This is a genomic window from Paenimyroides ceti (assembly GCF_030409925.1).
Window position 1 is genome coordinate 2,210,318 of sequence record NZ_JAUFQU010000001.1, and the last position, 18,930, is coordinate 2,229,247.

The window sequence follows — 18,930 nt, forward strand, 5'->3', positions numbered from 1 at the left end:
TCTACCGAATCTTCTGTAATTTACAGGAGATTTTTTTTACTTATGAAACACTTATACCTGCTTGCCTTATTTACTTTTTCTACTGTTAAAAGCCAAAATGACACTATCTGGATCAACAATCATGAAATTTCTGTCAAAGAAAAGGCAACCCACTATTTTACATTCGAAAAAATACAAAATAAAAATCTCTACAAAATTGGGAAGTATACTAAAGATCACATTGCTGTATTGAAAGGGACTACATTTAATAATGATTATCAACATTTAGTGTATACTGATAAACTTTATAGCTACAGTGAAAAAGGTATTCTACTTAATGCAGGGAATATCACCAATAATAAATACAATGGTGAAATGGTCAGCTATACCCCAAGTGGTGAGTCATTTGTTTCGGAATTCAGAGATGATCTGCTATATGAGGGAACTTATATTTTTGAACAGAATAATTATCTGAAAACAGGTCATGCTGAAGGTGGAAAATATATAAAACAGGTAATACAAATCAATGATTCAGAAAAAATAGTCCTTGAATTCAAAGACAATATTATTATTTCTCAAAAGTATTTTATCCAGGACAAATTAATAAATTCAGGTGAATACAAAAATGGAATCCATTACAATGGATATTTTAATGATCTGAGTAATGAATTTAAAGGAATCAATATAACCTCTTTATACAAGGATGCCGTTTTAATGGAACAAAAGACTTTTTACAATAACGGCAAAATAAAAGTACAAACTCTTTTAGAAAATAAATTATATACCAATATTTATTACAATCTAAAATCAGAAGAAATCAGTAAAGTCACTTATAAATTAGATGAAGACAATCTCCCTACTTACTTCGATGGCACCCAGTGTAATTTCTCAGAATCTGATAATGAAAAATTAAAAACAGCTTATACTTATAAAAAGGGTAAATTAACTCATATTACTTATTATGAAGACAATGAAATACTTTTCATAATGCATTTGTCAGATGAGGTTTTAGATACCATTGCCTATTATAAAAACAACACCCTTTTTTCTTCTGTAACTTTCGACAAAGAAGGGTATCCTATTGATGGAACTGTTGTAGATCGCTTTGAAGAAATAACGTATAACAATAAAAAAATAATCAGGATTGATGAATTTTACAGTGACAAAAAATTATTTTGTACGTATGACAATGCTACTTATAAATACACTTATTATGATCAGCAGGGTAACATTTTTGAAGAACATAAAACAATATCTGAAAAAACCACATTTGATAAAAAAATTGCCAATGGTACAATCTATATACTGGATGAAAATAAACAGTATATAAAAACGGAAGAAACCTACAAAAACGGAAAATTAGAAAAAAGGTATGAGTTTTCCTTTATAAATGATGAACGCGTACTGCTAAATGAATTTTTATACAAAGAGGGACAACTGGTACGAAAAAGACAATATTTTCCGAATAGTGCTATTCAATCATTCGAAACTTTTTCAGGACAAAATCTCTTAGCCGGTATTTATTATGATGAAAATGGGAATCAAATAGGAAAATACGATGCTTTGAAACGAAACGGAACGTATATAAAATACTTTCCCGAAAATACTGATATCCATATAAAGGTAAAATGGTTGAATAAGATGCTTTTAGAATATCATGAATATGAGCATTCTCCATACAGTAAAGCACTCCGTCCAAAAATTGAGATGAAATTAAATTCTAAAGCTGCATTTTATTTTAACAATGAAATAGTTGCAGAAGCGGAACTCGAAAATGGTAAAATAAAAAATGGTAAAATTTTTCACAACCAAGATCCAAATTACTATATCTATAATAATTATGAAGACTATCTAAAAGAAGGAGAAGAATTATTTTATTCGAAATTCACAAATGAATTGGTTTACAGAAACTTTTACCACAAAGGTATCCTTGAGTTTAGAGAGCTGTACAAAAACAACCAGCTCTTCTTAAGCATTCCGGTAGTCAATGATGTATTTTCCGGAAATGCAACTATGTATGACAAAAATGGGGATGTAAAATCAATGATTGATTTTAAAGAAGGTATGGTATATAATGGTACAATCGAATATACCGAAAATAATCTGAATGTAAAAGAAGTATACAAAAACGGAAATATAAAACTTGTAGAAATTACCAACAGCAAAGGTATAACACTTTTAAAAAAAATACCTGAAAATGGTCCTGTTCAAAAATATGAAATCTACCATCCAAACGGACAACCATATTACTCATTTACCTCTTATGGTCAACTATTTCATGGTAAGCTTTTACAATACAATTCTTTTGGAGTATTAGAACAAGAACACAGATTTGAATATGGAGTTCCTAAAAAAGGAATTATAAAAACATCTTTATGGGTTCCTAATGAATACGGTACTTCTACTTTTATCCTTAGTACCCATACCTTTAATAAAGATCATGTAATGGTTGAAAACTATTCTCAAAATCAAATTCTATTCAATAAAAAAGAATATAATATTGCCCTATCAGATCAAAGAAGAAATTATGCCAAAGTAGTACCGAGAATATATACTATTTATCCTTTAGTGTATAAGTATATCGATTCTTATGAACCATTACTATTAAAAAAATCAACTAATACAGAATTAATATTGAATTTTTAATATATTTGCTTTAATAAAATTAAACTCAAAATAAACTTTATTAAAGAAAATATGAAATTACCTACACAATGTCCCAGTTGTGAAAACTTATTACAAGTCTCTCAGTTGACCTGTGAGACTTGTAATACAAGGGTAAACGGTAACTATCCGTTACCCGTTTTTCTAAAACTCACTCCAAAAGAACAGGAATTCATTCTGCAATTTTTTTTGAATAGTGGTAGTCTTAAAGAAATGGCTGCGCAAGTAGGGGTTAGTTACCCAACAGTTCGAAATCAACTCGATGATATGATCTCTCATATAAAACAACTTCAAAATCCTTAATTCTTATGAAGAAAAATGTGTTATTAAATCCTTTTGCCAAAATTGAAGATAAGAAACTATTGACACTTGGGCTCATTGCTTATATTATAGGTATTTTTATTGCTTTTTCAATGAAAATGGAGCTGCAGATTTTAAGAATCAATCCTTTGAGTACCATCGATCTTCCAAAAATTTTATTGAATCATAGCGTCATCACCATATGTTTATCACTTGCTTTTTTCGGTATCGGAAAAATCATCAATAAGAAAACACGCTTTATCGATATTCTCAATACTGTATTCATTGCCTTTATTCCCTACTATATTTCTTTATTCCAAAATATAAATGGTTATCTCACCAATGAAACAGAAAAGGTAATGGATGCACTTAGACAAGGTACTATATTGAACCATACGCCTTCCTTCCTTTTTATTATGGTTACGCTTGTTGGATTGTTATTTTTTATCTATTATATCTACCTGCTTTTTATCGGATTTAAAACAGCTACCCATTCCAAAAAAATATGGCATTATGTATTATTCTTCGCCACGCTTGTGGTAATAGATCTTATTGTTTCTATGATCATTAATTCTATTTAAACTATGAAAAAAATTCTATTTCTTTTTATCTTTATTTGTGCACAAGCAGTAATTGCACAGGAAAAATCGTATACAATCCGGGAAATTAATATTAATGAAGGGTTGACGGGTGATCTTTATCAAACAAAAAATACGGAAACAGTTATTTTATTAATTGCCGGATCGGGACCTACAGACAGAAATGGCAACAGTAGTCTTACTCAAAACAATGCCCTTAAATTTTTAGCAGAAGGTCTTGCCGCTGATGATTACAGTATATTTTCTTATGACAAACGTGTAGTCGCAATGATCAATCAAAAAATTCCTTTTGAAGAGAATCCTGACTTTAACCATATGATTACAGATGCACAAATAGTCATAAACTATTTAAAGAACACACTCCATTACAAAAACGTGATTATCGCTGGTCATAGTGAAGGCTCTTTAGTAGGTATGGTTGCAGGAAAAACAACTGGAAGTGCTTTTATTTCACTTGCCGGAGCAGGCAATTCTATAGATGCTGTTTTAAAAGAGCAGCTTATAAAACAGGCGCCTTTTTTAAGTGACGACATCAATAACATACTGAAAGAATTAAAGGCTGGTAATAAAGTAGAAAAAGTAAATCCGTTGCTGGCTTCTCTTTTTTCTCCTCAAAATCAACCTTTTCTGATAGAATGGATGCAGTATACGCCCACAGATGAAATCAAAAAATTAAAGATACCAGTATTAATCATTAATGGGACAAAAGACCTTCAGGTATCAACAACCGAAGCAGAGTTACTTCATAAAGCCTTACCATCATCTGAATTACTACTGATTGCCGATATGAATCATGTGTTTAAAAACATCATAAAAGATGCTGACAACATGAAATCCTACAACGATATAAACATGCCTCTGCATCCGGATCTGGTAAAAGGTATTGTAACTTTTCTACGAAAACATAAATTATAGCACTCTCCTATTTTCAGGACTTAAAATTTCATTCCGTGTTACTTATTACATTGAGAAAATTTCAAAAAAGCCTTACACTGCTGCTATAAAAGATCATTACAAGATTTAATTCAAAAAATAGATTATAAATATGAACAATAATATACTCTTCTACGAAAAACAAAAATTTACGCAATGGTGGGTGTGGGCTATCTTAATTCTCACCTTAGGGTTTGAGCTTTATATTTTCGTTCGACAGATACTGTTTGGGCAACCAGTTGGTACCCGACCGGCTCCTGACGTTTTTTTAATATTTTCTACACTATTTCTTATTTCATTGTTTGTATTTGTATGTCGACTCCAATTAGAAACAACAATTGATTCTGAAAAAATAGTGATGCGTTACCGTCCCATGATCAGAAAGACTTTTTACTGGGATGAAATTGAAAAAGCGGAAGTGATCAATTATGGCTTTGTAGGAGGTTACGGAGTACGTATTGGCACGAGATACGGTACAGTATACAATACCAAAGGCCGCTATGGTTTATCATTGGAATTGTATAATGGCAGAAGAATTGTTATTGGTAGCCAAAAACCTGAGCAAATAGAAAAAATACTTCAACAGCTCCATAAAACCTCATGACAGCGGTTGTTATCCTGGCTATTATTTTTGTGGTACTCGGCACTATTTTAACTACAAAAAATGCTGATAGTTTACTATCTGGTTACAATACCATGTCAGACGAAAAACGCAGAAACATTGAAATTGAGCAATTAATTCCTTTTTTAAACCGAAGTTTTAAGACCATTGGTCTTATCATACTTATAACCGGAACTTTCGCTTATTTCATAAAAAATGAAAAATTATATATCTCGGCTTTAGCTTTATTTCCGATTATTGGTGCTATCATTATACTTTTATACAGTAAAAAGTACAACAAAAACATACCTACTCGATTTGAAAAAGTAATGTCGATAATGGTTTTGATTATACTGATGACGATAGCTTTTTTTATAGTTTTTCAGGTATTTATACAGGAAGATTATGGTAATTTACATTTTTAAAATATGACAGATATTGAAAATTATATAGGAGTTCTTTCCCTTTGTGGAGTTTCTTTTATTCTCGCCGGACTTGCAATGCTCTTTTTCCCTCCCAAAAAAATCAACAGTCTTTACGGATACAGGACTACAAACTCTATGAAAAATCAAAATAACTGGGATTTTGCACAAAAATATAGTACTAAGTTTATGCTCTTATTGAGTATTGTCTTTTTATTGATTGCAACGATCAATATTATCCTTTCTGTTCCGGAACCTGTAAGAATGATTATTGAATTTATTGTCTTACTATCCGGAATAGGATGTATGTTTTGGAAAGTTGAAAAAGAGATAAAGAAACAACAATCTTAATTCTTTTTACAAAAATAAAGGCGTGTATATGTTATGTTTTTTAATTTCAATAAGTTAAATTTGCAGTCATTTATTAATCTAATAAAAATCATAATGAATCATAATCACTCAACACCGGCATCCAACCAAAAAGAGGTAAAACCTATTGCACCAAAAGTAAAAGAATTGGTTGAGAGAAGTAAATCCATTATTTTAGGAACCGTAGATGCAGAAGGTAATCCAAATGCAAGTTATGCTCCTTTTGTACAAGTGGACGGTAAATTCTATATTCTTGTTTCTTTCATGGCACGCCATACCAAAAACCTGCGTGACAGAAAAAAAGTTTCTATGATGTTTATCGAAGATGAAACGACATCAAAACAACTTTTTGCACGTGAGAGATTGACAATTGATGCAGAAGCTGAGCAGATCGAAAGCGGAAGTGAAACATGGAATACTATTGTGGGTAAATTAAAAGAAACTCACGGAAAAGTTGTTGATGTTATTTCTAATATGGGCGATTTTATCCTAATTGCTTTACAGCCTGTAAAAGGAGCGTACGTAAACGGTTTCGGAAGTGCTTATTTTGTAAATGAAGCTTTAGAAGTATTAGAGCACAGAAATGAAGTAGGACATGGCGATAAAAGCGAAAAATAATTTTTCTCATTTATAAAAACATACCAAAGCACTTTCAAATAAAAGTGCTTTTTATTTTCTTCCGTTTTATTTCCATAAGATTTATATTTGTAATAAAATGAACTCCATAAATGCATAATTATCAATTTCATGAAAAATAATTTTTATCTACTGCTTTTTCTAAGTTGTGTACAACTATTGACAGCCCAGAAAATAAATACGGAAAAACTGAATCAATACTTTGATGCTTTGGAAAAAAATGACCGTTTTATGGGAAGTGTCAGCATTATTAAAGACGGAAAAGAAATATACTCCCGTGCGACTGGTTTTTTAGATATTGAAACGCAAAAGAAAGCTACTACACAGACAAAGTACAGAATTGGCTCTATTTCTAAGACTTATACTGCAGCAATGGTGCTTAAGGCAGTAGAAGAATCCAAATTAAAGCTTACCGATCCGCTTAGCAATTATTTTCCCGGAATACAAAATGCAGAGAAGATTACCATTGACAATTTACTCAACCATCACAGCGGAATTCATAATTTTACTGATGATAAAGAATATCTTGAATGGCATAAAGAATTCCGAAATGAAGAGCAGATGGTTGCTCTTATTACAAAAGCAGGCAGTGATTTTGAACCGGGTTCAGATGCTCAATACAGCAACTCCAACTATGTCTTACTATCTTATATTCTTGAAAAGATTTATAAAAAGCCCTATAAAAAACTTTTACAGGAAAAAATTATTACTCCTCTTAAACTAAAAGACACTTATTTAGGAGATTTTATAGATAACGCTAAAGATGAAGCTAATTCTTATCTTTATACAACCAAATGGAGTAAAACTACTGAAACCAATACGTCTATTCCTTTAGGAGCCGGCGGAATTGAAGCAACTCCATCCGATATATTGAAATTTGCAGACGCTTTATTCAATGGAAAAATACTTTCACAGGAAAGCCTGAATAAAATGAAAACAATTCAGGGAGATTACGGATACGGATTATTTCAATTTCCATTCGGAACAAAAAAACTATATGGACATACTGGAGGGATTGACGGATTTGCATCGGTATTTGGATATGAAACCAATGACAAAATAGGATTTGCTGTTACCTCAAACGGAGTCAATATGAACATTAATGACATATCAATCATATTGCTCACTGCAGCTTACGGGCATGATTTCTCTATTCCGGATTTCAAAACAGTAAAAGTAGATGCATCTATTTTAAAACAATATGAAGGATTATACAAGAGCATTCAAATGCCTTTAGACGTTACCATATTTGTAGAAAATGGCGTATTAATGGCTCAGGCAAGCGGTCAATCCGCTTTTCCATTGGATGCTGTTAGCGAAACTAATTTTAAATTCGATATGGCGGGAGTGGAAATAATATTCAATGCAAAAGAAGGAACAATGACAATGAAGCAAAGCGGAATGTCATTTCAATATAAAAAGCAATAAAAAAAGGATTTACAATCCTTTTTTTATTGCTTTTTACTAATTTTTCATCCGCTTTATAAAATCAACAAAGCATAGTCTTTTAATTCCTGTGCCGGTTTAGAAAATAAAAAAGGTTCAAAATCTTCAGATGTTATTTCCTCAAAACTATTTTTCATCACCTGATAGATAGTCACTGATCCTTTATTTTCTTTTACATCTTTAATAAAAGTTACAAACCAATCTGCTATGACCTTATCGGTTTCAATATCAATTATCTCACTTTTGGTATGAAACTTCATATATGCTTTTTCATAAGTTCTACCTTTTTTAGTCTTCACAAAATAAGTTACCTGTGGAATGCTTCCGAGCCAAATCATTTTCTGATTGGGTTTATATATCGGAAAAGGCTCATTTTCTAAAACCCTGTCGATATAATCAGGAGGTATCTTTGTTTTGGGTACTTTGAAATCAAACCATTCCTGTAACGGAAAATCAAAACAAAGACCATGCATATAATTAAACAGTGACTTTTTGAGTCCAAATGAAAATTTATCATGAACGGCGCCACTCTTTTCTTTATGAACTAAATCATTATTCGCAAAACTTCCCGTTTCTACAGATAAATTAATTACATCAAAAGCTTCGGGATCTATTCCAACGGGGCTATGGGCAGTCATGGCAAATTGATGCCAGAAACCGGACTGCATAATTCCCGATTCAAACATCTGACGTACCATCTCCAAACTATCAATGGTTTCCTGAGCCGTTTGTGTAGGAAATCCATACATCAGATAAGCATGAACCATAATACCGGCTTCTGTAAAATTACGGTTTACTCTTGCCACCTGTTCTACTGTAACCCCTTTATCGATAAGCTTTAACAATCTGTCAGAAGCAACTTCGAGTCCTCCTGAAACCGCGATACAGCCTGATGCTTTGAGCAATCGGCACAAATCCAGAGTAAAACTCTTTTCAAAGCGAATATTCGTCCACCATGAAACAGCCAGTTTCCTTTTAATAATCTCTAAAGCCACTTCACGCATCAGTGCCGGAGGAGCAGCCTCATCAACGAAATGAAATCCTGAAGTACCTGTCGTAAGTATCAGTTGCTCCATACGATCAACAATTTGTCTTGCCGCAACGGGTTCGTATATTTTTATATAATCGAGAGAAATATCACAAAAAGTACATTTTCCCCAATAACAACCATGGGCCATAGTCAATTTATTCCATCGGCCGTCACTCCACAAGCGGTGCATCGGATTTGCTACTTCAATAACAGAGATATAACGATCTAACTGCAAATCTGTATAATCAGGGCAGCCGACCTCGCTCTGTTTGTAATCCTTTACCAGCGGATTATTTATATAGACTACCTTATCGTCTTTCAAAAGAAATGTTCTTTTGAGATCCCTGTCTTCAATTTCTTGATTAATGTACTTTACAACATTTTCTACTGGGGCCTCTCCATCATCAAGGGTAATGAAATCAAAAAATTCAAAAACCCTTTTATCAGATAGTGACCGTAATTCCGTATTGGGAAAACCACCACCCATTTTAGTTTTGATGTGCGGATACCTGTTTTTGATCCACTGAGCACAACGAAAAGCACTGTATAAATTGCCCGGAAAAGGAACTGAAAAACCAATAATTTCCGGATTTGTTTTCTCAATCAGTTTTTCCAGAAGGTCTAAAGTGATCGTATCAATATAGGTCGGCTTATGATGCAGTAATGAATATAATTCATCAAAACTGTTAGCAGACCGTCCGAGGCGTTCTGCATAACGGCTGAAACCAAAATTACTGTCAACACCTTCAATGATTAAATCAGAAATATCTTCCAGGTACAAAGTAGCAAAATGTTTGGCTTTATCCTGAAATCCCATAGAACCAAATGCCCAATCGAGTTCTTCTGTTTGAGAAAACCGGGAGGCTTTAGGTAAAAAATCATCCTGAACAATCGCATTTGCCAGAGTCGGGTTTTTTCCCTGAAGAAAAGAAATAACAGCATCAATCGTATGAATATAATCTTCTTTAATGGACTGCATACGTTCTGCATTCTCACTAAGTTCAAGGCCACGATGATCTATTTCAGCAAACAAATTCTGCAAGCCCTTTTTAGAAAAAATCTCTAAAATAACCTCTATACCAAGATCTGCCTGATACGAACTTATTGCTTTCGTATTCAAAAAACCTTTTAAATAAACAGTCCCGGGATACGGGGTGTTTAATTGTGTAAAGGGAGGTGTTATTAATAATATCTGCGTCTTCAAGGAAATGATTTTAAATGCAAAAATACGTTTATTTATAATAAAGAAAACAAGTATTAACTACTTGTTAAACCCAAAACAATCTATAATAATAATTAGTATTTTAGCAAAAAAATAGAACTATGCCATCAGACTGTATCTCTTATCAGGAATCAGGATATTTCTCAAAATTAATGATCGATTATTTAAATGAAGTAGATACGCTAAAACCTTTGTACCATCGGTTTCCACGCATAGAAAATTTTAAAGATCAGATACTGGAGAAACAGGCTGATTTCAGATTACAGAACAGAATGACACTTGTAGAAGCTCTGACGGATCAGTATGTAAATTTTTCAGTTTCTACAGCTACCAAAAACAATCTGGCCTTATTACAAAAGACGACCACTTTTACTGTGACCACTGGCCATCAGTTAAATCTCTTTACAGGTCCGCTCTATTTTCTGTACAAAATCATCTCCGTAATCAATCTTTCAAAAGAACTCAAAAAAGAATATCCCGAATATGATTTTGTTCCGGTTTACTGGATGGCGACCGAAGATCATGATTTTGAAGAAATTCATTATTTTAACTATGAAGATCTGAAATTTCAATGGAATAAACATGCTTGTGGTCCGGTTGGACGTCTGGATACTCAGGGATTAGATAAAGTCTTTGAGGCTTTTTCTTCTCAAACAGGTATCGGAAAAAACGCTGATCAGCTACGAGAATGGTTTGAAAAAAGCTATATAAAACATCCTGATCTGGCTTCAGCAACCCGATATCTGGCAAATGAACTTTTTAAAGAATACGGATTGGTAATTTTGGATGGCGATGACAAAAACCTAAAACATTTATTTGCACCTTATGCAAAGAAAGAATTGGAACAACAGTGTTCCATCAAAAATGTTTCCAAAAGTTTTGATATTCTCAGCAATTATAACATACAGGTAAATCCAAGAGAAATCAATCTTTTCTATATTGAAAACGGTATCAGAGAGCGCATTGTCTATGAAAATGAGCGTTATCAGGTCAATAATACGGACTATTCATTCTCACAGGAAGAAATAGAAAATCTCATAGATTCGCATCCTGAAAAAATAAGCCCGAATGTTATTCTGCGACCGTTGTATCAGGAAATAATACTTCCCAATCTCTGCTATGTAGGTGGCGGAGGTGAACTTGCCTATTGGCTGGAACTAAAAGAAGTTTTTGCTGATTTTAAAGTTCCGTTTCCGATATTACTGCTTCGAAATTCAGTTTTACTGGCAACTGAAAAACAGGCAAATAAAGCAGACAGACTCGGTTTGAAATGGAGCGATTTATTTATGAAAAAACAAGCTCTTTTAGACAGCCAGACACAAAAAAGATCTGAAAACACGTTTGATTTTCAACAGCAAACAGCAATTTTAGAAAAACAATTCAGTGATTTAAAACAGCTTGCAAAAAAAACGGATGCTTCGTTTATTGGTGCCGTTGAAGCTCAGGAGAAAAAGCAGCTCAAAGGTTTAAAAAATCTTGAAAAAAGACTCCTCACTGCGGAGAAGAAAATACACCGTGATGCTTTAGAACGCATCACAGATTTACAGGCTGAACTTTTTCCTTCGGGAAATCTTCAGGAACGCATCGTCAATTTTTCTCAGTTTTATAAAGAAGTCGGAAATCAACTGATTCCAAAACTCATTGATGAACTTCATCCGCTGGAACAAAAATTTAACATCGTAATTCTATAATAACCTTCTTTCAGAAGGTTTTTTTTTATGTACTACCTACATTTCTATTGATTATACCATTAGTTTTTAGTACATTTATTTTCAATCAAAAAATAAAATTTCAATGAATTATTCTACCAAAATGCTTAGAGACAATGCTCTTGCAGATAAAGTTATTGTAGTTACAGGAGGTGGCAGTGGTCTGGGCAAATCCATGACAACCTATTTTTTAGAATTAGGCGCAAAAGTAGTCATTACTTCCCGCGATATAGAAAAATTACAAAACACGGCTACAGAACTACAAGAACAAACAAACGGTATCTGTTTACCGCTCAGCTGCGATGTACGCCATTACGATCAGGTAGAAAAAATGCTGCAGCAAACACTTGATGCATTTGGAAAAGTAGATGTATTGGTCAACAATGCCGCCGGAAACTTTATTTCCCCTACAGAGCGCCTCTCTGCCAATGCTTTCGATACCATCATTGATATTGTGCTGAAGGGAAGTAAAAACTGTACACTCGCATTTGGAAAACATTGGATTGATACAAAACAAACGAATAAAACAATTTTAAATATCACCACCACATATGCATGGACCGGTTCGGGATATGTAGTACCTTCTGCAACGGCAAAAGCAGGTGTTCTTGCCATGACGCGCAGTCTGGCTGTAGAATGGGCAAAATACGGCATCCGAAGCAATGCTATTGCACCGGGTCCGTTTCCTACAAAAGGTGCCTGGGACCGTCTGCTTCCGGGAGATCTCAAAGATAAATTTGACATTACAAAAAAAGTACCCCTAAAAAGGGTTGGCGACCATCAGGAGTTAGCAAATTTAGCCGCTTATCTTGTATCTGATTTTTCTGCCTATGTAAACGGTGAAGTAGTTACGATTGATGGAGGCGAATGGCTGCAGGGAGCAGGTGAATTTAACATGTTGGAATCTATTCCTCAGGAAATGTGGGATATGCTGGAAACGATGGTAAAAAAGAAAAACAATTCACAAAAATAAGTTTTAGCAAATTGTTAATAATTTAGATTTCGTAAACCCATAAAATATCGTATTTTTACCTTTCAAAATTTCTATGTAACAAATGGGGAAAATAATCGCGGTTGCTAATCAAAAAGGAGGTGTTGGAAAAACGACTACATCTGTCAATTTAGCTGCATCTTTGGGGGCTTTAGAGAAAAAAGTTTTGTTGATCGATGCCGATCCACAGGCTAATGCTACGTCTGGTTTAGGCATTGATGTAGAGAGTGTTGAAACAGGTACCTATCAGATATTAGAACACTCTGTGACACCAAAAGAAGCTATTTTAGAAAGTTCTGCCCCAAATGTAGATTTAATTCCTGCTCACATTGATTTGGTTGCCATTGAAATAGAACTGGTAGATAAGGAAAACCGGGAATATATGTTAAAGCAAACATTGGCATCGGTTAAAGATGATTATGACTACATCATCATTGACTGTGCTCCGTCTTTAGGGTTGCTTACTTTAAATGCACTGACAGCAGCAGATTCTGTTGTAATTCCTATTCAGTGTGAATACTTTGCTTTAGAAGGTTTAGGAAAATTACTAAATACCATAAAAAGCGTACAGAAAATTCACAATCCAAAATTGGATATTGAAGGATTACTGCTCACGATGTACGATTCCCGCCTGCGTTTATCAAATCAGGTTGTAGAAGAAGTTCAAAAACATTTTAATGATATGGTTTTTGAAACCATCATCCAGCGCAATGTAAAATTGAGTGAAGCTCCGAGTTTTGGAGAAAGCATCATCAATTACGATGCAACAAGTAAAGGTGCTGCCAACTATTTGAATCTGGCAGAAGAAATCATCAAAAAAAATACGCATTAAAATATGGCGAAAGCAATAAAAAAGCAAGCATTGGGAAGAGGTCTTTCAGCTTTACTGAAAGATCCTGAAAATGATATCAAATCAGTAGAAGATGTAAATGCAGATAAAGTTGTCGGTAATATCATTGAACTCGAAATTGATGCCATTGAAATCAACCCATTTCAGCCAAGAACCAATTTTAATGAAGAAACATTAAAAGAACTCTCTACTTCAATCAGAGAACTCGGTGTTATTCAACCTATTACAGTACGAAAAACAGATTTTAATAAATACCAGCTGATTTCAGGTGAGCGACGTTTAAGAGCATCCAAATTAGCCGGCCTTACTACCATTCCTGCGTATATACGCATCGCAAATGACAATGATTCTCTTGTTATGGCGTTAGTAGAAAACATACAGCGACATGACTTAGATCCTATTGAAATTGCTCTTTCTTATCAGCGTCTGATTGATGAAATTCAACTGACACAGGAGCAAATGAGTGATCGCGTAGGAAAAAAAAGGTCTACCATTACCAACTATCTGCGTTTGTTAAGACTGGATCCTATCATACAAACCGGTATTCGCGATGGTTTTATATCCATGGGACACGGAAGAGCCATCATAAACATTGCCGATCATGAAGCACAAACTGAAATTTACCATAAAATCATTATGGAAAATTTATCTGTCCGTGAAACCGAAGCTTTGGTAAAAGCCTATCAGGAAAACCTACATAATGATACGCCAAGCCTACCGGCAAAAAAGATTTCTTACACCATTTCCGATCAACAAAAACGAGTTTTTACAGATTTTTTCGGAGCAAAAGTTGATGTAAAAATTGCAGCAAACGGCAAAGGAAAAATAGCTATTCCTTTTCATTCCTCAGAAGACCTGGAACGTATTATCAAATTATTGAAAGAGTAGTGAAAAACATCTTATATATTGTCTTTTTGTGCTTTTTTCATACGGCAATTTTTGCCCAGCAAGATACGCTTACAACCGAAAAAACAATTCTAAAGAATAAAGAATTACTGGACAGAGCCACTGATCCGTTAGCTCCTTCAAGAGCCGCTTTCTATTCGGCAATTGTACCGGGTCTGGGACAAATATATAATCGCAGCTATTGGAAACTTCCTTTGGTTTACGGTGGTATGGGCACCAGTATGTATTTTTACTTTCACAACCAAAAGCAATATCAACTTTTGCGTGATGATTACAAAAGACGTCTAAAATTAGGAAGTGCTTATGACAGGGCAAACGAACGGTTTGGACAACTGGATGACGACCGCATTATCAGAGCGCAGCGACAGTTTCAGAAAAGCCGTGATTTATGTCTTGTCATCACGTTGGGTATTTATATACTTAACATTGTAGATGCCAATGTAGATGCCCATCTTCAACAATTTAATGTGGATGACGATCTCTCTTTTGAACCTTCATTTCAATTCAACGAAGTCAACCAAAGCTATCAGTTTGGAATGACCATGCGATATAAATTTTAAAAAATGAACATAGCTCTATTAGGATACGGAAAAATGGGTAAAGAAATTGAAAAAATTGCTTTACAACGCGGACATATAATAGTCTTAAAAAAAGGAAGTCAGGATTCTTTTGAAGGTCTTTCCAAGGCAGATGTAGCCATTGATTTCAGTATTCCTACGACTGCTATTGAGAATATAACCACTTGTTTACAGCAAAATATACCGGTAATTTCCGGCACTACCGGATGGCTGGATCAATATGAGCAAATGGTTTCATTATGTTATGAAAAACAAGGCGCTTTTCTTTACGGTTCCAACTTCAGTGTAGGCGTAAATCTGTTTTTTGAACTTAACAATTATTTGGCCAAAATGATGGCACAACTTTCTGAGTATCGTGTTTCTATGGAAGAAATACATCATACACAAAAACTTGATGCGCCAAGCGGTACTGCTATTTCACTTGCCAAAGGAATTATAGAACATACTCCGTATACAGGCTGGACTATGGAAACTCCTCTTTCAGATCAGATCCCGATAGAGGCAAAAAGAATTGAAAATGTACCTGGAACACACAGTGTATATTATCGTTCAGAAGTTGATGAAATAGAAATAAAACACACTGCTTTTTCACGTCAGGGTTTTGCTCTGGGAGCTGTTATAGCAGCAGAGTGGATTGAGCATAAAAAAGGCGTTTTCTCCATGAAAGACGTACTTTCTATAGGAAAATAACAAATAAAAAATTACTTTCGTTTAAAATATATTGAATTATGACAATTACTCAATGGTTAATATTCTTCTTTGTCATCCAACTGATTCACTTTTTGGGTACATGGAAATTATATGTAAAAGCAGGGCGTAAAGCCTGGGAAGCAGCAATACCGGTATATAACGCAGTAGTGCTCATGAAAATCATTAACCGCCCGGTCTGGTGGGTTATCTTATTATTTGTACCTATCGTAAACCTCATCATGTTTCCGGTAGTATGGGTAGAAACACTGAGAAGTTTTGGTAAGAATTCTACCACAGATACTATTTTAGGTGTACTTACCTTAGGCCTTTATATTTATTATATCAACTATACACAGGATGTAACACATATAAAAGACCGCAGTACAAAAGCAAAAACAGAATCAGGTGAAACCGTAAGTTCTATTTTGTTTGCAGTTGTAGTAGCAACTATTATCCACACGTATGTCATACAACCGTTTACCATACCAACATCTTCTTTGGAAAAGACTCTTTTAGTAGGTGATTTTTTATTTGTAAGTAAAGTAAATTATGGGGCGAGAACACCACAGACAGCTATTGCCTTACCGATGGTTCATGATACCATCCCTTTTATAAAAACAAAATCATATACTAAATTTCCACAATTACCCTCTTTTCGCTTTCCAGGATTTGAAAAACCGGAACACAATGACATCATGGTATTCAACTGGCCTATTGATACGGTTTATCAATTCTTTGACAAATCAGGGAGAAGAGCAGACAAGCCGGTAGACAAAAAGTCTAACTATGTAAAAAGAACCGTAGGTCTTCCGGGAGATAACTTAGAAGTAAAAGAAGGAATTGTATATGTAAATAACAAAGTTCTTGATTTGGGTGACCGCGCAAGAGTACAGTATGCCTACAAAGTGGTAACTGACGGTACACCTTTAGATCCTAATTATTTATACAAAGATCTGAATGTAACAGATGGTGCTTATGCAGTTGCCAATGACACCATTATCATCCATGCTTTAACTTTTGAGGGAGCAGAAAAACTAAAACAGCTTTCAAATGTAAAAGATGTAATCCGCATCATAGAAAGAGGAGCGGATAAGCGAATATTTCCACATAACCAAAACTGGACAGGAGACAACCTGGGACCTATACACATACCTGCAAAAGGAGAAAAAGTAACTTTAACATTGGATAACCTTCCCATGTACCAAATGATCATAAAAGATTATGAGCATAATAAACTTGAAGTAAAAGACGGTCAGATTTATATCAATGGAGCGGTAGCAAATAGTTATACCATTCAGCAGGACTATTATTTTATGATGGGAGATAACCGTCATAATTCCGAAGACAGCCGTTATTGGGGGTTTGTACCTGAAGATCATATTGTTGGAAAGCCTGTATTTATCTGGATGAGTATTGACCCAACAGTACCAACCTCTAAACTGATTGACAAAATCCGTTGGGATCGTTTGTTTACAACCGTTCATGGTACCGGAAAGCCACATTCGTTTTTCCTGTATTTCGTAATCATTATGATCGGATGGGGAATATATGCCTTTATCAAGAAAAGAAAAAAGAAAAAATACAATTATTAATCCTTTGTTGAATGGATATTTTAATACATCCAACTTATTTCCCGTCTATCAGCCATTTTGCAGCAATAGTACAGGCTAAGAGTATTACATTTGAAACCGATGATAACTTTCAGAAGCAGACCAATAGAAACCGTATGTATATTTACAGTGCCAATGGAATACAGCTGTTAAATATACCGATAAAACATTCGAACACTGTACATCAAAAATTCAGAGACGTACAATTGGAAACTGCTTTTAACTGGCAGAAACAACATTTTAAATCGTTAGAAGCCGCTTATAGAACATCACCTTTTTTCGAATATTTTGAAGATGATATCCGAAGCCTGTTTGAAAAGAAACACCGTTTTATGATGGATCTTGACTTAGAAACGTATGATCTGGTTTGTAATTGTCTGGGAATTCAGGCTGATTATTTCAAAACAGAAGAGTATCACAAGGAAGTAAAGGAACAATCAGATTTTCGCTTTCTGGCCAATGGAAAAAAAGACATGCACCAATTTGAACCTTATCCTCAGGTTTTTGAAGAAAAACATGGATTTATCAATAACCTCAGTATATTGGATCTGCTTTTTAATGAAGGAAGATATGCTGTTGACTATCTCAAAAAACAAAAGATCAGCTTATAGCTGATCTTTTGCTTTTTGAGTAATATCTTATTCTATCCCAAATATACTGTCTCTCTTATGTAAGAGAAAGATTCCAAAAGCTCATGCTTCTCCTTTTGACAAAACCCAGCTTTTCGTAGAGTTGTATTGCTCTGCTGTTACTGGCTGCTACGTGAAGAAAAGGCATTTTATTTTCTGCTATAATAGCATTGGCCACAAAAGCAACCAATTGTCCCGCATATCCTTTTCCGGTATAATCAGGATGGGTAACCACTGCACTGATTTCTTTATAGGCATTCATCTGCATTCTTTCTCCTGTCACCGCAACGAGTATTCCGTTAACATAGATACCATAATAATTGCCTAATACCGCTGTTTCATCTTTAAAATAACCCGGTTGTACTCTATTAACCAATGCCGCCAAATCTCGTCTTCTATTTCTGTCAAGTAATACAATCTCTTCACTAAATAGTATTTCGCACGGATTCTCTAAAATCATCTGATCACAAACCAATTCCTTTTTTAATATGAGTCCATTTCCAACATCAGGACGCTCCCCTACCACATAGAAATCATGACACAAATGGGCATACGAAACAGTACCTTCAAAAGTAGTTTCGACATCAGAGAAAGCACCAAAAGGAGCCATTTCAGGCAGATAAAATTTCATTCCGGCATGTTCAGTACAAAAAGCCTGATGGGTTTCCTGTAAGGAATACCATACGGGATTGTCTAATTCTGGATGTTTAACATTCATAGAAGTTTCCATTGAAATTATTAGAAAAGATTACTGAATCAGCTTATA

General features: G+C 34.3%; 19 protein-coding genes. 17 read left to right on the forward strand and 2 right to left on the reverse strand.

The genetic code is table 11. The features are described 5' to 3' along the window. The first annotated feature begins 42 nt into the window (after window positions 1-42). The 9 genes from QW060_RS11050 to QW060_RS11090 all read left to right on the forward strand — a co-directional run bounded on the left by QW060_RS11050 (window position 43) and on the right by QW060_RS11090 (window position 7,931). On the forward strand, window positions 43-2,625 hold the full coding sequence (locus QW060_RS11050) for a toxin-antitoxin system YwqK family antitoxin (protein WP_290363625.1): 2,583 nt from the start codon (window positions 43-45) through the stop codon (window positions 2,623-2,625). Between the two features lie 51 nt (window positions 2,626-2,676). Next, window positions 2,677-2,946, forward strand: a complete 270-nt coding sequence (locus tag QW060_RS11055; RefSeq protein ID WP_290363626.1) for a DUF2089 family protein — start codon at window positions 2,677-2,679, stop codon at window positions 2,944-2,946. 5 nt (window positions 2,947-2,951) lie between these two features. Then, a complete protein-coding gene (locus QW060_RS11060) occupies window positions 2,952-3,524 on the forward strand; it encodes a YIP1 family protein (RefSeq protein WP_290363627.1) in 573 nt (190 codons plus the stop codon). A 3-nt stretch (window positions 3,525-3,527) separates the two neighbouring features. Continuing rightward, window positions 3,528-4,457, forward strand: a complete 930-nt coding sequence (locus tag QW060_RS11065) for an alpha/beta hydrolase (RefSeq protein WP_290363628.1) — start codon at window positions 3,528-3,530, stop codon at window positions 4,455-4,457. Window positions 4,458-4,587: 130 nt separating this feature from the next. Further along, window positions 4,588-5,079, forward strand: a complete 492-nt coding sequence (locus tag QW060_RS11070) for a hypothetical protein (RefSeq protein ID WP_290363629.1) — start codon at window positions 4,588-4,590, stop codon at window positions 5,077-5,079. Beyond that, a complete protein-coding gene (locus QW060_RS11075) occupies window positions 5,076-5,501 on the forward strand; it encodes a DUF3784 domain-containing protein (protein ID WP_290363630.1) in 426 nt (141 codons plus the stop codon). Before QW060_RS11070 ends, QW060_RS11075 begins: the two co-directional genes overlap by 4 nt. A gap of 3 nt (window positions 5,502-5,504) precedes the next feature. After that, complete coding sequence (locus QW060_RS11080; RefSeq protein ID WP_290363631.1) at window positions 5,505-5,849, forward strand: SdpI family protein; 345 nt, start codon at window positions 5,505-5,507, stop codon at window positions 5,847-5,849. A 93-nt stretch (window positions 5,850-5,942) separates the two neighbouring features. Beyond that, window positions 5,943-6,485, forward strand: a complete 543-nt coding sequence (locus tag QW060_RS11085) for a pyridoxamine 5'-phosphate oxidase family protein (protein WP_290363632.1) — start codon at window positions 5,943-5,945, stop codon at window positions 6,483-6,485. Window positions 6,486-6,614: 129 nt separating this feature from the next. After that, window positions 6,615-7,931, forward strand: coding sequence for a serine hydrolase domain-containing protein (locus tag QW060_RS11090; protein ID WP_290363633.1), 1,317 nt, complete (start codon window positions 6,615-6,617; stop codon window positions 7,929-7,931). A gap of 53 nt (window positions 7,932-7,984) precedes the next feature. Here the strand turns inward: QW060_RS11090 and QW060_RS11095 are convergent, their stop codons facing one another. Further along, window positions 7,985-10,183, reverse strand: a complete 2,199-nt coding sequence (locus QW060_RS11095; protein ID WP_290363634.1) for a B12-binding domain-containing radical SAM protein — start codon at window positions 10,181-10,183, stop codon at window positions 7,985-7,987. A 119-nt stretch (window positions 10,184-10,302) separates the two neighbouring features. Here QW060_RS11095 and bshC point away from each other — a divergent pair, with 119 nt between their 5' ends. The 8 genes from bshC (at window position 10,303) to QW060_RS11135 (ending at window position 18,146) form a co-directional block, all read left to right on the forward strand. Further along, window positions 10,303-11,892: a bacillithiol biosynthesis cysteine-adding enzyme BshC gene (gene bshC, locus QW060_RS11100; protein ID WP_290363635.1), complete on the forward strand. Its 1,590-nt coding sequence runs from the start codon at window positions 10,303-10,305 to the stop codon at window positions 11,890-11,892. A gap of 103 nt (window positions 11,893-11,995) precedes the next feature. After that, window positions 11,996-12,883 carry an SDR family oxidoreductase gene (locus QW060_RS11105; protein ID WP_290363636.1) on the forward strand — a complete coding sequence of 296 codons (888 nt, stop codon included), beginning with the start codon at window positions 11,996-11,998 and terminating at the stop codon, window positions 12,881-12,883. 82 nt (window positions 12,884-12,965) lie between these two features. Then, on the forward strand, window positions 12,966-13,733 hold the full coding sequence (locus tag QW060_RS11110) for a ParA family protein (protein WP_290363637.1): 768 nt from the start codon (window positions 12,966-12,968) through the stop codon (window positions 13,731-13,733). Between the two features lie 3 nt (window positions 13,734-13,736). Continuing rightward, window positions 13,737-14,639 (forward strand): ParB/RepB/Spo0J family partition protein, encoded by a 903-nt coding sequence (locus QW060_RS11115; protein WP_290363638.1) that lies wholly within the window; start codon window positions 13,737-13,739, stop codon window positions 14,637-14,639. Next, the gene (locus tag QW060_RS11120; RefSeq protein ID WP_290363639.1) at window positions 14,639-15,217 is read left to right on the forward strand and encodes a DUF5683 domain-containing protein; all 579 of its coding nucleotides are present in this window, start codon (window positions 14,639-14,641) and stop codon (window positions 15,215-15,217) included. Before QW060_RS11115 ends, QW060_RS11120 begins: the two co-directional genes overlap by 1 nt. Window positions 15,218-15,220: 3 nt before the next feature. Further along, window positions 15,221-15,925 (forward strand): 4-hydroxy-tetrahydrodipicolinate reductase, encoded by a 705-nt coding sequence (gene dapB / locus QW060_RS11125; RefSeq protein WP_290363640.1) that lies wholly within the window; start codon window positions 15,221-15,223, stop codon window positions 15,923-15,925. 38 nt (window positions 15,926-15,963) lie between these two features. Then, window positions 15,964-17,517: a signal peptidase I gene (gene lepB / locus QW060_RS11130; protein WP_290363641.1), complete on the forward strand. Its 1,554-nt coding sequence runs from the start codon at window positions 15,964-15,966 to the stop codon at window positions 17,515-17,517. Between the two features lie 11 nt (window positions 17,518-17,528). After that, entirely contained in the window at window positions 17,529-18,146 is a 618-nt protein-coding gene (locus QW060_RS11135; RefSeq protein ID WP_290363642.1) for a WbqC family protein, read from the forward strand. Between the two features lie 55 nt (window positions 18,147-18,201). Here the strand turns inward: QW060_RS11135 and QW060_RS11140 are convergent, their stop codons facing one another. Then, window positions 18,202-18,894: a GNAT family N-acetyltransferase gene (locus QW060_RS11140; RefSeq protein WP_290363643.1), complete on the reverse strand. Its 693-nt coding sequence runs from the start codon at window positions 18,892-18,894 to the stop codon at window positions 18,202-18,204. Window positions 18,895-18,930: the final 36 nt, after the last annotated feature.